General features: G+C 31.8%; 17 protein-coding genes and 1 riboswitch. Of the genes, 3 read left to right on the top strand and 14 right to left on the bottom strand.

Translation table 11 applies throughout. The features are described 5' to 3' along the window. Positions 1-110 precede the first annotated feature (110 nt). From ypdA to J5E45_RS01735, 4 genes are all read right to left on the bottom strand, one after another. Positions 111-1,097: a bacillithiol disulfide reductase YpdA gene (gene ypdA, locus J5E45_RS01750; protein ID WP_039068356.1), complete on the bottom strand. Its 987-nt coding sequence runs from the start codon at positions 1,095-1,097 to the stop codon at positions 111-113. Positions 1,098-1,318: 221 nt separating this feature from the next. Next, the gene (locus J5E45_RS01745) at positions 1,319-2,590 is read right to left on the bottom strand and encodes a LysM peptidoglycan-binding domain-containing protein (protein ID WP_420882513.1); all 1,272 of its coding nucleotides are present in this window, start codon (positions 2,588-2,590) and stop codon (positions 1,319-1,321) included. Positions 2,591-2,736: 146 nt separating this feature from the next. Next, on the bottom strand, positions 2,737-4,119 hold the full coding sequence (locus J5E45_RS01740; RefSeq protein WP_101049407.1) for a RecQ family ATP-dependent DNA helicase: 1,383 nt from the start codon (positions 4,117-4,119) through the stop codon (positions 2,737-2,739). Next, positions 4,109-5,071, bottom strand: a complete 963-nt coding sequence (locus tag J5E45_RS01735; RefSeq protein ID WP_208181505.1) for a helix-turn-helix domain-containing protein — start codon at positions 5,069-5,071, stop codon at positions 4,109-4,111. Before J5E45_RS01735 ends, J5E45_RS01740 begins: the two co-directional genes overlap by 11 nt. A gap of 110 nt (positions 5,072-5,181) precedes the next feature. On the opposite strand from J5E45_RS01735, the gene J5E45_RS01730 reads away from it, so the two are divergent. Beyond that, positions 5,182-5,430 carry a ferredoxin gene (locus J5E45_RS01730; protein WP_026113585.1) on the top strand — a complete coding sequence of 83 codons (249 nt, stop codon included), beginning with the start codon at positions 5,182-5,184 and terminating at the stop codon, positions 5,428-5,430. A 345-nt stretch (positions 5,431-5,775) separates the two neighbouring features. Here the strand turns inward: J5E45_RS01730 and J5E45_RS01725 are convergent, their stop codons facing one another. The 6 genes from J5E45_RS01725 to J5E45_RS01700 all read right to left on the bottom strand — a co-directional run bounded on the left by J5E45_RS01725 (position 5,776) and on the right by J5E45_RS01700 (position 11,394). Continuing rightward, positions 5,776-6,321, bottom strand: a complete 546-nt coding sequence (locus tag J5E45_RS01725) for an ECF transporter S component (protein ID WP_039068360.1) — start codon at positions 6,319-6,321, stop codon at positions 5,776-5,778. A 66-nt stretch (positions 6,322-6,387) separates the two neighbouring features. Further along, positions 6,388-6,524: riboswitch (FMN riboswitch) on the bottom strand. A 258-nt stretch (positions 6,525-6,782) separates the two neighbouring features. After that, a complete protein-coding gene (locus tag J5E45_RS01720; protein ID WP_107549815.1) occupies positions 6,783-8,558 on the bottom strand; it encodes an ATP-binding protein in 1,776 nt (591 codons plus the stop codon). Then, entirely contained in the window at positions 8,545-9,267 is a 723-nt protein-coding gene (locus J5E45_RS01715) for a response regulator transcription factor (RefSeq protein WP_039068361.1), read from the bottom strand. Before J5E45_RS01715 ends, J5E45_RS01720 begins: the two co-directional genes overlap by 14 nt. A gap of 130 nt (positions 9,268-9,397) precedes the next feature. Beyond that, positions 9,398-10,135 (bottom strand): pseudouridine synthase, encoded by a 738-nt coding sequence (locus J5E45_RS01710; RefSeq protein WP_039068362.1) that lies wholly within the window; start codon positions 10,133-10,135, stop codon positions 9,398-9,400. Further along, positions 10,128-10,670 (bottom strand): SMC-Scp complex subunit ScpB, encoded by a 543-nt coding sequence (scpB, locus tag J5E45_RS01705; RefSeq protein ID WP_172643886.1) that lies wholly within the window; start codon positions 10,668-10,670, stop codon positions 10,128-10,130. The genes J5E45_RS01710 and scpB overlap by 8 nt, the downstream gene beginning before the upstream one ends. Then, positions 10,660-11,394 (bottom strand): segregation and condensation protein A, encoded by a 735-nt coding sequence (locus J5E45_RS01700; RefSeq protein ID WP_039068364.1) that lies wholly within the window; start codon positions 11,392-11,394, stop codon positions 10,660-10,662. The genes scpB and J5E45_RS01700 overlap by 11 nt, the downstream gene beginning before the upstream one ends. 92 nt (positions 11,395-11,486) lie before the next feature. On the opposite strand from J5E45_RS01700, the gene J5E45_RS01695 reads away from it, so the two are divergent. Further along, positions 11,487-11,993 carry a DUF309 domain-containing protein gene (locus tag J5E45_RS01695; protein ID WP_039068365.1) on the top strand — a complete coding sequence of 169 codons (507 nt, stop codon included), beginning with the start codon at positions 11,487-11,489 and terminating at the stop codon, positions 11,991-11,993. 75 nt (positions 11,994-12,068) lie between these two features. Here J5E45_RS01695 and xerD read toward each other — a convergent pair whose 3' ends face one another. The 3 genes from xerD to J5E45_RS01680 form a co-directional block, all read right to left on the bottom strand. Next, entirely contained in the window at positions 12,069-12,956 is an 888-nt protein-coding gene (gene xerD / locus J5E45_RS01690; protein ID WP_039068366.1) for a site-specific tyrosine recombinase XerD, read from the bottom strand. 43 nt (positions 12,957-12,999) lie between these two features. Continuing rightward, positions 13,000-13,446, bottom strand: coding sequence for a ferric iron uptake transcriptional regulator (gene fur / locus J5E45_RS01685; RefSeq protein WP_039068367.1), 447 nt, complete (start codon positions 13,444-13,446; stop codon positions 13,000-13,002). Between the two features lie 103 nt (positions 13,447-13,549). Continuing rightward, positions 13,550-14,092, bottom strand: coding sequence for an NUDIX hydrolase (locus J5E45_RS01680; protein WP_039068368.1), 543 nt, complete (start codon positions 14,090-14,092; stop codon positions 13,550-13,552). Between the two features lie 158 nt (positions 14,093-14,250). Here J5E45_RS01680 and J5E45_RS01675 point away from each other — a divergent pair, with 158 nt between their 5' ends. Continuing rightward, entirely contained in the window at positions 14,251-15,165 is a 915-nt protein-coding gene (locus J5E45_RS01675; RefSeq protein ID WP_069792133.1) for an aldo/keto reductase, read from the top strand. Between the two features lie 439 nt (positions 15,166-15,604). Here the strand turns inward: J5E45_RS01675 and J5E45_RS01670 are convergent, their stop codons facing one another. Then, positions 15,605-16,354 (bottom strand): SDR family NAD(P)-dependent oxidoreductase, encoded by a 750-nt coding sequence (locus J5E45_RS01670; protein ID WP_039068370.1) that lies wholly within the window; start codon positions 16,352-16,354, stop codon positions 15,605-15,607. Positions 16,355-16,409 lie beyond the last annotated feature (55 nt).

Here is a 16,409-nt window from a genome sequence, read left to right as displayed (position 1 = left end):
TAAATAAAAAAGTGCAGACACTTATAGTAAATTATAAATGACTGCACTTTTTTTATTTAATAAGAAATTTTATAAATACATAGTTAAACAGTGATTAGGCAATAATCGTTTTATGATTCAAGTGGTGTTTGTTTTTTAGATAAAATACTTTGAGTTATGATACCACCGTGATATTTACCGTTTTCGATAAATATTGTATTTGCATCGTTACCTGCAGCAATAACACCTGCAATATAGCAGTTTTCTACATTTGTTTCATATGTTTCTTTATTATAGACAGGCGCAGTGCCATATTCATTTTCGTTAATTTCAATACCTATAGATTGTAAGAATTCATAATCTGGGTGGTATCCTATCATCGCAAAAACATAATCATTAGCTATTTCTAATGTTTGTCCATTTTGTTCATAAATAACACTATCTTCAGTTATTTTAACCACATTTGAATCAAATGCCATATTAATTTTTTCGTGACGGACGAGAGATTCAAAGTTCGGTAATATCCATGGCTTAATTGCTTTAGGATAATCGCTACCGCGATAAATGACCGTAACGTTTGCGCCAGCTTTTTCTAATTCCAATGCTGCGTCAACAGCAGAATTTTTACCGCCAATAATTACTATATTCTGATCAAAATAAGGGTGTGCTTCTTTAAAGTAATGCATAACTTTTGGAAGCTCAGCGCCTTCAACTTCAAGTTGATTATGATGTCCGTAATAACCTGTAGCTACAGTAAGGAACCTACATTGGTATACATCTTTAGTAGTCGTTATTGTAAAACGATTATTTATTTTTTTTACTGTGAGGACTTCTTCAAAAGCATTAATACGAAGTTGATGATGTTTTACAACAGCTCTATAATAAACCAATGCTTGATTACGATGTGGTTTGCTTTCCTCCACTATAAATGGTACATCCCCAATACTTAATTTATCGCTTGAAGAAAAGAACGTTTGATGTGTTGGGTAATTATAAATAGCATCTACAACGTTCCCCTTTTCTATAACTAATGTATCTATACCTTTTCTTTTTTGTTCAATAGCAGCGCTAAGTCCGCAAGGGCCGCCGCCTATAATTATACTTTCAACAGTTTGCATTCTTCCTTCGTCCTCCTTTTACCACCCATATATTATACCAATAGTTTTAAAAAAACCAAATGAAAGAAATTGAAAATTTTATTACAAAATTATTTGGCTCTATAAATATATTGAGAAAATAAAAAAATCTCACTACAAGAATTAACGCATAGTGAGATCTTTTTTATATGAATGGATTATTACTGGTATCCATTTTGAATTATGAAATAAATACTTATTTTTTATTGAGGAATAACTAAACGTTGACCATTATGGATGTCATTACCTTGTAAGTTATTAGCCTCTCTAATTTTTTCTACATTTTCTGGAGAACCTTCGCCGTAATATTGGATGGCAATTCTATAAAGATTTTGGCCATTTACAACATGTGTTTGTTGTCCAGAATTATTAGTTGAAGCTTGGTCATTCTGTTGGTTATTATTTGATGAACCTTGAGATTGTTCAGTTGAACCATTTTGTGTATTGGCTTGATCATTTTGTTGTGATTGACTGCCTTGTTGATTTTGTTGTGATTGATCACTTTGATTAGCTTGGTTTTGATCATTTTGGTTTTGATCGCTATTTGCTTGGTTTTGATCGCTATTTGCTTGGTCTTGAGAGTCAGAATCAGATTGATCAGAATCGCTATTACCATCATCTGAAGAATTACTGTTGTCATCTGAGTCAGAAGAGGCATTTTTGTCATCATCTTTGTTAGCTTTATCGTCATTTGATTTTTTATCTTTGTCAGAGTCTTTATCAGAATCTTTATCTTTATTATCAGCGACTTTTTTATCATCGTTGTTGTTACTATCGTCGTTGTTTCCAGTAAGTGCCATACCGGCGAATATAGCAATAGCAGCTAAGATTAAGATAGCAGCAAGAATAGGTAGTAATTTACCTAATAAACCACCTTTTTTCTTCTTGTTGTCGTCATCGTCATTGTTGTTATTACCACCGTTACCACCGTTGCCGCCGTTACCGTTACCACTATTACCACCGCTTGATTTTGAATGGCTAGCAGCAGCACCAGTTCCAGCAGCTGCTGCTCCACCTGCTACAGCAGCACCTTTTTTCTTAGAACTTTCGCGGTTCGGCGAAGCGTTATTATCATTGTTATACTCATGATCATTAGTGTTTGCTTTATCATTAGCAGCTTCATGATTTAAATTGTTGTTTTGTGAAGGATCGTCAGTTTCACGTCCTACAGTTGGGTCAGATGTTGAATTGCCATCGTTATACTGCTCACTACCAAACGCATCATCCTCACTATGTTCTTGTTGGTCTGTTTGGTTAGTCTGTTCGTCTTCACTTTGGTTTGTAGCAGTATCTCTTCTACGTTGTCTACGTTGTGCATTTCTTGGAGGGAATTGTTCGTCTGTTTTATCAGAAACTTCCTCTTTTACATTGTCAACCGAATTGTTAACTGAATCCTTGGTATTATCTTGATGTTCTTTTGGATCAATAGATTGACGATTTTTTTCAAAATCATCTTTAAAATTGTTTTTAGACAAATTCATCATCCTTCCTTTTTGTTTAATTATATACTGTTTTACCCTAACAGAACGTAAATATGTATAAATTTTTTAGAAAAAATACTGTTAAATAAGTGTATATGTCGTATTATAGCTTGATTGAAAATGTGAAGTAAAGTAATTGTCTATTTTTTAAACAAATTTTGTATTTTTTCATTAAAATCCATTTTTCTTTTTACTTTTTTTCTATTTATTATATTTATTAATTTTAATTCACAATCATTATCACAACATAATTCAGGTTTTTCTACCAAACTTTCATCAAAAAATTCAATTAAATAAGACCTTCTACATTGATCGATATTTTTATAGCCTAACATACGTATATAACCTGTCTTTTTGCGCTTATAAGCCATATCAAAGATATTACGTAATTGGGCAAAAGTATACTGTGTACGTAGTACATCAAGTATATCTGACTTTTCTGGTGGTAGGAACTGAGATAATTCATATGCATTTACATCTTCAATGTTAATTATATCTGTAAATAATAACGTTTCTAAAAGATAGCTATCATCAGGTTGGTAAAGACTTATTGCTTGGCTTTGTTTACCATCACGACCTGCCCTACCTATTTCTTGCATATAACTAGATGGACTTGTAGATAAATGAAAGTGAATAATTGTTCTGATATCTTTTTTGTTAATTCCCATTCCAAAAGCACTTGTAGCTACAATAATAGGGATTTCATTATTAATAAATTGGTGTTGTACGGTATGTCTTTCTTGGTAGGATAGGTCGCCGTGATAAATACCAGTTAAAAAGCCATAATTATATATACTTTGAGCTAGTGATAGACACATTTTTTTAGAGGACACATAAATAATTGTTGGACCTGACTGCTCTAATGTAGGTAATAGCCATTTTAATTTTTCATCATCATCAGCAAAATTTTTATGCGTTAGAGAAATATTATCTCTATTCATACTATTTTTTATAACTGAAAATGATTTATTTAATATTTGTTCTAAATCAAAAGTTAAGTAAGAAGGTGCGGTTGCAGTTAATGCCAATACGGTAGCTTCTTGAAAATGATTTACGATTTTTCCTATAAGCGCGTAATGAGGCCTAAAATCATAACCCCATTCTGATAAACAGTGTGCCTCATCTAATACAATCATACCGATAGTTAAATCTTTAATTAATTTAAAATTGTAACTTTGTAATATAAATTCTGGGCTTAAAAATATAAACTTACTTTGTTTCAAACAATTAATATTTTGTTGCTTTTCATTTTCATCCATGCCCGAGTGTATACAGCATACATTTTTTTCGCCCTGTAACTTGAGTTGCATAACTTGGTCATCCATCAATGAAATTAACGGAGAAATAACTAATGTTGTTTTTTGTTTTATATAGGTTGGTAATTGGTAACATAAGCTTTTACCACTACCAGTAGGTAAAATGCCTAAAGTGTCGACGTTATTAAGTACGTTGTTAATAATTTCTTCTTGACCTGGTTTGAATGATTCAAATCCAAACCATTTTTTTAAGTCTTCATGTAACATTTAGTTCACCTCTTTCGACACCAACAATAATTAATTTAATTTCAAAGTAACTGAGTTCAGAGAAAGTGTCCTTATAGTTGCGCAGTCTCTCACTGCGATTAGCTATATAATAAGTCATAAATGGTTTGTATTCTATATGGTCTAAATAACTATCGTAATCGGTTATGTATCCTTTGATAAACAATTCTAAAATATGATCATCGATTGTATTAGGTTTAACATTTTGCTGCGCAGCAAGTTGTTTGAAGTTTAATCCATTTTGTATTCCTAAATATGTTTTTTGGGTTTTGTTTAATAATGTTGGAAGAATAATTAAGTTATGTAATAGTGGGTATTTTTCTTCGTTCTCTATTTCAAACATTAAAGTAATTAAATCCCTCATTTCTAATTCAAAAAGCATTTCTTGTGATATTTCTTCAATTAAACTAATTTGTTGTCTTGTGTACATACTTTCTTCAAACCCTTGTAAATAATAATGAATATATATGTCATTATTTTTTTTAGTTAAAGATTGAAAAAGTAATGTGAGTTCTGCTATAAATGATTTTTCTAAATGGCCGTCAGAAATTTTCTTATATAAATATTTAACTTTCTGGTGAACTACTCTATGTTGTGTAATAGGTATAAATTGATAATTGTTATGTTGGGTATTCGATAATGTTTGAGTCAACAATTGTATCGCATTGAAAGTATTTAACAAACTATCATAAGTATGTCGAGGATGGCTAATGATATTTTGAATTTGTTGTTCTTGGATGTTAGAATTACTAGAATATTGTTCGAATAATGGATATTTTAGTTTGGGCATACTATGATACAATGATAAGAGTTGTTGACTACAGGCATCGAAAAAGGTTTGATGCGACTTTTTACCTGTGATAATATTAAATATACTTTTTTCGGTTTTGTAATTATGTGACTTTGTATATGCAAAATGAATTAAATTATACATGGGTGCTCCCTCACTTTTATAAATCGAAAACATTTGAAAAAATGATAAACAGTGATTACAATAATATTTGTGTAATTATTGTAGCATTTTTGTCAAAGGAGGCGAAGAAATTGGCTAAATATACAATTGTTGATATGGACACATGCATAGCATGTGGTGCTTGCGGTGCCGCTGCCCCTGATATATATGACTATGATGACGAAGGTATCGCTTATGTTATACTAGATGATAACCAAGGTACTGCAGAAGTGCCAGAAGAATTATATGAAGATATGGAAGACGCAATAGACGGATGCCCTACTGATTCTATTAAAATTGAAGAAGAACCATTTGATGGTGATGCATTAAAGTTTGAATAGAATTAGATTTAATTTAACTGTAAAAAAGTGATTATCTACTAATCCTGTGACTTCAATTGACAACTTAGACATATTTGAATTTTAACTCGGGACATTAATCGATGTCTCGAGTTTTTCTATTCAGTCATACTACAAGAGTTTGGCAATTATAATGAATTCGAATGTAGTAAGTAAAATTACTTTTCATTTACACACTTTTCAATCTATTATAGTAACTTTATTTATAATTTTACGAGTTAACATTTACGTTTATATGCAAAATAAAAAAGCCCTTCATTTTTCCACTTATTAAGTGTCAATTTTGAAGGGCTTTTACTATATTTGATGACAAGTTATACAAAATTTTTAACGTGGTAAAACGTTTTTTAAGCGATTATATAAAAGAATAAAGACGATTGAGATAACGACGCCTTTAATAATATTAAAAGGTATAACACCCGATACAATTACTATTTTAACATTTTCTACTACATCGGATAAATTCATAATCATGCCATATAAAGGTAATAAAACAAAGTAATTTAGTATACTTAGGACGATTGTCATTACCAATGTAGCTACACTAAGTCCTATAATTTGGGACTTAAGCACATCTTTATGTTTAGTGATAAAATAAGCTGTTAATAAAAAACTTGATGCTGCTAAAAAGTTAGCTACTGGGCCTACTGGATCACCAACATTAAATAGAAAATTGAGTAAGTTTTTAACAAACTCTACAATAAGTCCAGCTACTGGACCTAGAGTAAATGTTGCTAATAAAGCAGGCACGTCACCAAAATCTAATGTTAAATATGGTGGTAAAAACGGTATTGGGAACTTAATAAACATTAAAATAAATGCTACTGCACTCAACATACTGATTGTGATGAGGCGTTTGGTTTGTTGTTGCATATTAAATTATCTCCTTCCATTCATCTTTCATAGAATAGGAGGATGTAATTGCACAACAAATAAACCCTCCATCTTCTCCCATCCAGACTATACTGTCGGCTCTAGATTCTCACTAGATCAGCCATTAATCTATTAATTAGAAAAATGGGTCGCAGGCTTATATTACTGCCGGTTGGGAATTGCACCCTACCCCGAAGATGAATTTCTTAAATTTTATAAATTTATCATAGCTTATTACTCAGATAAAAACAATAGACTTGCTTAAAATATATTAGTGATATTAATAATATGGATGATACGAGTATAAAAACTGCCAACAAAGTGTTCAACTTTGCTGGCAGTTTTAAATTCTACACACAAATGAATTAATCGTAAGAATATTATGGATATATACTATTACTTTCAACTTCTAATATGAAAAATAATTATTTGTTATTTATTCATTCAATTAGCAGCAAAACTTAAGTATTGTCTCTGTCAGTTTCTGGTTTAGGTAATGAAATAATAAAAATAGTCCCTTTACCTAGTTCACTTTTTACATCAATAGTACCTCCATGTGAGTCGATTATCATACGACAGATAAATAATCCTAACCCAGTTCCCTGTTTGCCACGCTTACGTGAAGTGTCCACTTTGTAAAAGCGATCAAATACTTGTTGTAGATGTTCAGGGGCTATGCCTGAGCCAGTGTCAGATATATATAGTATTTGCTCTGAATCAGTTTCATCTATTTCTATATTAATTGCATCTCCGGGTTCAGTATATCTAGATGCATTGTCAATTAAATTAGTTAAAACCTGCTCAATTCTGTCCGAATCGAAATACCATAAATGTTGATGTGTATCTGGATTTAAACTCATATTTAATTCTAAATCTTTGGCTTGCTTTTGGTATTTTTGTTGCATCTTATTGAGCAATGGATCAATTGGTTGAATGGTTTTATCCACAGTCAAGCCTTCAGCATCCATACGTGCTACATTTAATAATTCATTTACTAACCTGTTTAACCTTTTAGTTTCATCTAAAACGATAGATAATGATTCGTGAATTTCATCAGGTTCAGTTACGATGCCATCAACAATGGATTCGGTGTATCCTTGTAATAAAGCAATAGGTGTACGTAATTCGTGAGAGACATTTGCAATGAAGTCTTTTTTCATTTGATCCATATTATGCTCATTTGTCATATCGCGAATAATAGCTACGATGCCACTTCTGCCATCTGGCTGTATTTGTTCTATATAACTGGTAATAATTACAAAATAACGTGTATTTATTTCATAAACCTCAAACTGTGTTTTTTTACTACTAAAAGTAAGCTCATTTTGTTCATCTAATTTTTCTAACGCATATTCATCTAACATTTTTAAAGTTGTATTGGCTAATTTATTAGAAATAATAATTTCTTTTTTATCATTAAATCCCAAAACACCTTCAACCATAGAGTTGATTAAACTATCGCGAATATTTTTAGAGGAGGATAATGCGTCAATATGCTGTTGGATTTCAGAACTCATCGTATTAAACGTACGGGATAATTCCCCGATTTCATCTTTGGAATTGACTGGGACAACTTGAGCATAATCGCCTTTAGAGACTTTTAGAGCTTGCGTTCGCAAATTACGTAGTGGTTTTGTTATACGTGACGATAGGAAAAATGCAAATACAGTTGTTATTGCTAAAAAGATAATAGCAATGATTAAGATAATAACTGTAATAACATTATTGGTTTCTTCTATTGTCTTTAAGTCTTGGTAAATAAAGACACCACTATATTCACTGTTTGGACTATTTTCTGTTTCAATATTTTTTGTTGGATAACCAATTAATACATATGTACGTTGTTTACCATTAAGATTGACAGTAACATGTTCTGAAATTTGTTTGCCGTGGTCAAAGACACGCTCATAATCTTTATTATTTTTAATTTCTTTGAACATTTCATTTTTAGTAATATCATTGCCGTGGTTATCTTTATCTTTATCATTCATTATAATTAAACCAACGGGGCCTTCAATTAATTTTCGACTATGTTCGATAGCAGTAGCTCTATCGTCAGAACTTTCAACAAGTTGGCTTATTCTTTTGGCATCTTTTAATAAAGAATCTTCTGTTTCTTGAGTAAAATAAGACTGTATAAACGTTATAAGAGCTGCACTTAATAGAATTAAAACTGTAGTTACTATAAAAATTATAGTTAACCACAGTTTTACAACTACACTATTAAGTAGGTTCATTATTTGATTTGACTTCAAATTTATAACCTACGCCCCATACAGTTTGTATCATATAAGCTGCATCTTCTGATACTCGATTTAATTTTTCTCTTAAACGTTTAACGTGCGTGTCTACTGTACGCAAGTCTCCATAGAACTCGTAATGCCAAACTTCTTTTAATAATTGTTCTCTATCGAATACTTTATTCGGTGTTTTAGCTAAGAAGATTAATAGCTCATATTCTTTAGGCGTTAAGTTCACTTGATTACCATCAGCTAACACTCGGTGCGCATCATTGTCTATAACTAAGTGATCGAATTCTATTAAATCTCTTGCGTGAGGCTCACTTTGTTCAGTAGATGCAACTTGTGTGCGTCTTAATAATGCTTTGACACGTAACACAACTTCACGTGGTGAAAATGGCTTTACGATATAATCGTCAGCGCCAGATTCAAAACCTTCTACTCTATTAGTTTCCTCACCTTTTGCAGTTAACATAATGATGGGTGTTTCTTTATGTTCTCTTAAACGAGATGCTACAGTGATTCCGTCCATTTCTGGTAGCATTAAATCCAATAAAATACAAGCATAATCATGTTCTACAGCCATTTTATATGCTTCATTACCATTACTTGCTTCGTGTATTTCAAAAGACTCTCTTTCAAGATATAATTTTAATAATCTTCTGATTCTATCTTCATCGTCTACGATAAGTATTTCGTTTGACATGCATATATACCTCCCACACTGCTACTTTCAAATTCAACAATATTATATCATAGGTTAGACATGAAAAGTGACTGTGACTTCAAAGTTTGTGAAAAAATTCTCATAACCATAGAAGAAGTGAAATTAATATTTATTTACCGTGCTCTGCAAGGTGGCGAATCGTTTTAACTTCGTGTGGTGTTAATACTCTGCCTTCACCTGCGTTTAAACCTTTTAAGTCTAGTGGACCAAATTCAATACGTTGAAGTTTAGATACTTGATGCCCAAAATGTTCAAACATACGTCGAACTTGGCGGTTGCGTCCTTCTGTAATTGTAATTTCAACGAGTGTATTATTTTTATCTTTATCTTGATTCTTCACTTTTACAATAGCAGGTTGTGTGACACCGTCTTCTAATTTTATACCTTGTTCTAAAGCTTTAACTTCTTCTCTCATTAAGTATCCTTTTAATTTTACCACATACTTTTTCTTTATTTTATAGCGAGGGTGCGTCATTAAATTTGTAAATTCCCCGTCGTTTGTTAATAAAAGTAATCCTGAAGTGTCATAGTCTAATCGGCCAACAGGGTATATTCTAGTTTTAATTTCTTTAAAGTAATCTGTTACGACTTTTCTACCTCTATCGTCAGACACACTTGTAATCACTTGCGCTGGTTTATAAAATAGAATGTATAACTTATCTTCTTGTTCGAGTTTAATTCCTTCAACTTCTATACTATCTGAAGTTTTCACTTTTGTGCCTAATTCAGTAACTACTGTCCCATTAACTTTAACCTTACCTTCTGTAATAAGCGTTTCTGCTTTACGGCGTGATGTGTAACCACTATTAGCGATACGTTTTTGTAGTCTTTCTGTCTCTTTATTCATTATTTTCTCCTTTTTGGTTCACTAAATTACTGAAGAATGCTTCGATTTCTTCATCTTCTTCATCTGTCGTAGGTAAATCATCCAAATGCTCAATACCAAATACATTTAGAAATAATTCGGTGGTATAGAGCTGTTGACTTCTTGAATCAGCTTGTTCTTTTGCTTCTACAAGACCTCTAGCAATTAAAGTTTTAACAGCGCCATCGGAATTAATACCTCTAATCATTTCAATATCGCTTCGTGATAAAGGTTGGTTATAGGCAATAATAGATAAAGATTCCATTGCGGCTTGTGATAACTTCATTTTTGATTTTTGTTCAATTAATTTTTCGATATATTCCGAAGCTTCTTTTTTAGTTGTTAATACATAAGTTTGACCATAATGTTGAATCAATAGACCATCAGATTCATATGTATTTACAAGTTCTGATAAAGTAGCTTCATCTATTTCTAAAATTTCAAGTAATTGTTTCTTATCTAAACCTTCATCACCAGCTGTATAAAGTAGTGATTCTAGGATTCCTTTAACGTTCAATGCCATAGTTTACCCCTCTTAAAATATTGATATCATCAAAACTTTTGGGTTGTTCAATATTAACAATACCAGATTTAGACATTTCAAGTATTGCTAGAAAATGTGTTACAACCATTTCAACGGGTTCAGTAAAATTAAACAAACTAAAGAAATTAAAAGAATCATGTTGCTTTAAACGTTCAGAAACTTGTGTTGTAGCCTGCTGAATAGTAAATGTTTCTTTGTGTATATCAACAGTTTTAGGTGTATTAAATTCCACTCTATTTTTTACTTTCTGATAGGCAATGATTAATTCTGTTAAATCTATTGTATTTTCTGAATCCCATGTTTCTGTGGATTCTAAATGTGACAAATCGGTTGGATGCTTCGAAAAATAGTAAGCACGTTCTGATTTCTTTTCATTTAGAATTTCTGTGTATGCTTTATAATTTTGATATTCTATTAAACGACCGACTAAATCATCACGTGGGTCATCATCTAAAGTTTCTTCTTCATTTGATTGTGGTAAAAGCAACTTACTTTTAATCACAAGTAATTCAGAAGCCATCACTAAGTATTCACTTGCAATATTTATTTCTAACTGATTCATCGCATGAATATATTGCATATACTGTTCAGTTAATTCCTTCATTGGAATATCATAAATATCGATTTCAATTTTTTGAATAAGATGCAATAATAAGTCTAATGGACCATTAAAGGCATCTAACTTTACTTCATACATTTTATCTACCTCATATCGCAAGTTAAGTGCGTAATTCACTAAAATATTATAGCATGTTTATTGTAAACATTTAAATTTGGAGCGGTTTTAATATGGAAAAAGCTTTAAAAGATTTTTATTTTCACTTTCACACGAAACAACACTACTTTTTGTGTCACGACATATTAGAAGAAGCATGGAAAGACAACGAACACTTTCGTAAAGACGATGCCGTCGTAAGTTTAATCTTACTAGCAACAGGGTGTTATCATTTTCGTCGAGCTAATTATAAAGGTGCCATGAGATCATTTAGTAAAGCGTTAAATGTAATCGAAGCATATACTGATGCAATAGACTTAGGCATTGAAATAGAATCGTATAAAACGATGCTTTTAGAATTAATCAAAGCAGCTAAAAATAACGATAATTTTGTACCAATACAATTGCCATTAACTTCTACTATGCAACAAGCTATATTAAAGTCATACCCTAACTTTACGATGACTGATTATACTATAGAGGATAGTTATATAGTAAATCATCATTTAGAAAGAGATAGAACTGAAGTTCATGCAGCGCGTCTACAAGCGCTTCAAGAAAGAAAAAATTCCAAAAGGTAACGATATAAGTTCAATTTTGAATATTAGACATATAAAAACACAGGCTAGTTATTCTACGAATAAACTGGTCTGTGTTTATGCACGTGGATGAAATTCATTATACATTTTGCGGATTTGTGATTTTGATACGTGTGTATAAAGTTGCGTTGTAGAAATGTCGGAATGCCCTAACATTTCTTGAACAGCTCGTAAATCTGCACCATTTTCTAATAAATGGGTAGCAAATGAATGTCTTAAAGTATGCGGCGTTAAAGATTTATTTATATTTGCTTTGACCCCATTTTGTTTGATCATTTTCCATATCGCTTGTCTAGATAATGGTTTACCATGCATATTTAAAAATAATACATCAGTGACGGTTCTTTTTAATAATTGTGGCCTTACTGTATCTATATATGTAGTCAAATAATCAATAACAGCATCACCTAATGGAATGATACGTTCCTTATTCCCTTTACCAAATACTTTAACAAATCCCATAATTAAATTGATATCTTCAAGTTCAATTTGAATTAATTCAGAGACACGCATGCCTGTTGCATATAGAAGCTCTAACATCGTGCGGTCTCTATAGCCATTATTTTTTGATAGGTTTGGTGTTTCTAATAACGCTAACACTTCATTAATTTCTAGTACATCAGGTAACTTACGGTCATATCTAGGTGTTTCAATTAGTACAGTTGGATCTTTTGCAGCATATTTTTCTCTTAGCGCGAATTGATGAAAACTTCTAACCGTTGATATAAAACGTGCTAAAGATTTTGCGGATGCTCCATCATCATGTAAATGACCAAGACATAATTGAACAGCTTGTCTATCAACGAAGTCAATGTGGCTAATTTTTTGAAGTTCTATGAAAGCTTTGTATTTTTTTAAATCTCTACGATATGCACCTATTGTATTCGTGCTCAATCCTTTTTCTAATTGTATAAATTTTAAGTATTCTTCAATTATATCGTCCAAGCTTAACACCTCTATTCATAAAAGGTTTTTTGTGCGTACGCGATTACTTACCTTGAGCTTGGCAATTTGAACACACGCCATGAAACGTTAAACGGTGATCTAGAATTCTAAAATTAAAATCTTGTTCAACGCGTTCCTCTACTTGAGGTAATAAATCTTCCTCAATTTCTTCAACTTTACCACATTCCATACAAACAAGATGATGATGGAAATGTTTTGCACCTTCTTTGCGCAAATCAAATCGAGCAACACCATCTCCGAAATTAATTTTATCAACTACTTTAAGTTCGGATAATAATTCAAGTGTACGATAGACAGTAGCTAAACCTATTTCAGGTGCTTTGTCTTTTACTTTTAAATATACATCTTCAGCACTTAAATGATCTTTCTCATTTTCAATTAATACACGTAACGTCGCTTCACGTTGTGGCGTTAATTTATATGAAGATTGTTGTAATTGTTGCTTCACGCGATTTAGACGTTCTTCCACGGAAGCCTCACTCCCCTACTAATAATTATAATCATTTTAATTTGTATAATGATTTATATATAAAATACCAGTAATTGATAAAATACGCAAGTATACACGTTTCTTATTTATAATCATTATAATTAAGGAGTAAGTATTGCAATGCAATAATAGTTTTAGCATCCTCAAATTGTTTGTTTTTAAGCATGTCTTTGATTTCTAATAGAGAGTATTGTTCTAATTCAATAAATTCATCGTCATCTAGATTCATTTGACCTACTTTTAAGTCTTTAGCCAAATAGATTGATATTTTTTCATTTGAAAAGCCAGGAGATCCGTACATCTCAGTTATTAGTTCTAGCTCTTCAGCGATATAACCTGTTTCTTCTTCTAATTCACGCTTAGCAGCTTCTGTGCGTACTTCATCTATTTCAAGTTTGCCTGCTGGTATTTCTAATAAAGGTTTTTCAGCTGGTTTACGAAATTGTTTAACAAGTAACACCTTATTCTCAGGTGTTACTGCACAAACTGCTACAGCGCCATTATGATAAACAAGTTCACGTTTAGATGTTTTACCATCGGGTAATTCAACATCGTGTACTTCTAAATCAATAATGGCTCCTTGATAAATGGATGTACTATGTATGGTCTTTTCATATAGGTTCATTTTAATCACGTTCCTTTTATTTGATTTGAGTTATTGTTAAGATATATACGGTAGTATGTAGGGAGCACTATTACAGTTAATATACACATCAAATTAAGTAATATTGCATATATTGTTTTTACACCCTATGATTTAAGTGTATCGAAAGGAGAAACGACATGCAAAAAAATGTATTAAGAAGTGGTATCGAGGTTTCAGAATTAGGTTTGGGTTGTATGAGTTTAGGTACTGATTATAATAAAGCAGAACCAATTATTGATCGCGCGATAGAACATGGCATTACTTATTTTGATACAGCAGATATTTATGATAAAGGTATCAATGAAGATATTGTTGGCAAGGCATTAAAAAAATACCAAGATAGAGATAATATTGTTATAGGTACAAAAGTTGGTAATCATTTGGCTCAAGATGGTTCTACTTTTTGGGATCCGTCAAAAGCATATATTAAAGAAGCCGTAAAAGCCTCACTAAAACGTTTAGGATTAGATCATTTAGATTTGTATCAATTACACGGGGGAACAATTGATGATCCTTTAGATGAAACGATAAGTGCATTTGATGAGTTAAAACAAGAAGGTTTAGTGCGTGCTTATGGTATTTCTTCTATACGCCCAAATGTAATTGATTATTATTTGGAGCATAGTGATATTGAAACGCTAATGTCACAATTTAACTTAATTGATAATAGACCAGAAGCATTATTGGATGATATACATGCACAAAAAGTGAAAGTACTCGCACGTGGGCCAGTATTCAAAGGATTATTAACTTCTAATAGTAATCAAGCTTTAGATGATAAGTTTGCTGAAGGTATTTTTGATTATAGTTATCAAGAATTAGGAGAAACAATTGCTTCTATTAAAGAAATAGAAAGTAATTTAACAGGTTTAACATTTAATTACCTTACTTCGCATGACGCCCTAGGTTCGATTATAGTTGGCGCAAGTAGCGTGGATCAATTAGATGAGAATGTGAAGAACTATCAGCTTTCAAGAGATATTAGTTTAGAACAATTAAAAGCTGCTCGTGAAAGAGTTAAAAATTTAGAATATACACAACATTTGAAATAATGAGCTAAAACGTGTGTACAAAAAGCCTGAGACATATATCCCAATTCTCAAGTTAAAGGACTAATCCGTATTTAAAAATGATGTGCACCCCAAAATTTAGACTGAAAATCTAACTTATGGGGTGCCTTTTGTATAAAGATTATAATATCACTCAACTTACCCTATCAATGAAAACTCCAGTTCTTATTCCCGCAAATGATAGTATCCGAATGATGTGGCGTCCACAAAATCAAACAATTTTTATTCTTATAAGACTATGAATCGTTTTAGAGGGATTTTCAATGAGAACTTGAGATGACGTGTTTTCAGAAATAAATCACATGAGCTTATGCTCATGCATAAGTCCCACTAACTCTTAAAAAGCGGAACACCTGAGTACGTACTCAGGTGTAAGAGCCACTAACCCTTACAAGAAGTGGCTCTTTAGAGAAGTGGTTCTTTACATTTTGTTTTTAAACAGGAATGTGAAATGTTTTTCGACGAATCTTGGCGCAATTTGATATATTCGTAAAAACAAATGCATCCATTTAGGTTCATTAATTTCTTGTTTTGTACTGAGCATCCCTTTTATGATTTTATGGGCTAATTCATTAGGGTCAAGCATGATACTCTTGTATTTTTGAGCAAAGGCTAATGACGGGTCTGCTTTCGCGTGAAACGGCGTGGCAATTGGTCCTGTGTTGACAGTCAATACGTGGTAATTTGGTTTTTCGATACGCAATGCATTAAGTACTTGATTAAATGCTGCTTTACTGGCACCGTAATGGGCTGCGTAAGCTTGGGTTAAAAATGCAGATTGACTACCAATACCAACAATTGTAGGAAACATGCTAAAAAATGGTTGTAACGTAGCTAATAAAGTATTGAAATTAACTACGTTTAAATTGTAAGTCTCAAGCATTTCTTCTGTTGTATGTTGTTCAATTGATTTAAAGTAGCCTAATCCTGAACTATAGATAATGCCGTCAATACTTTTATCATCAAATTGATTTTTGAGATTTAAAATTTGTTCTTGAGACTGTAAATCACATTTTAAGACTGTTAATAATGAAGTGTCATACTTTCCCTCGATTTTTTGTGGATTACGTGTCAGCACAGTTACGTGTACCTGTTTTTTTAATAATAATTCTAGTAAAGATTGTCCTAATCCACTAGTCCCTCCAGTTAAAACATAATGTTTACCAATCATATAGACACTCCTACCCTTTTGTTAATTTAATTCTAGTATAAATGAAAATATTTTG

This window comes from Staphylococcus shinii, from assembly GCF_017583065.1.
GTDB lineage: Bacteria > Bacillota > Bacilli > Staphylococcales > Staphylococcaceae > Staphylococcus > Staphylococcus shinii.
Note: the sequence above shows the minus strand (reverse complement) of the source record. Positions and strands in the feature narration are given on the sequence as shown.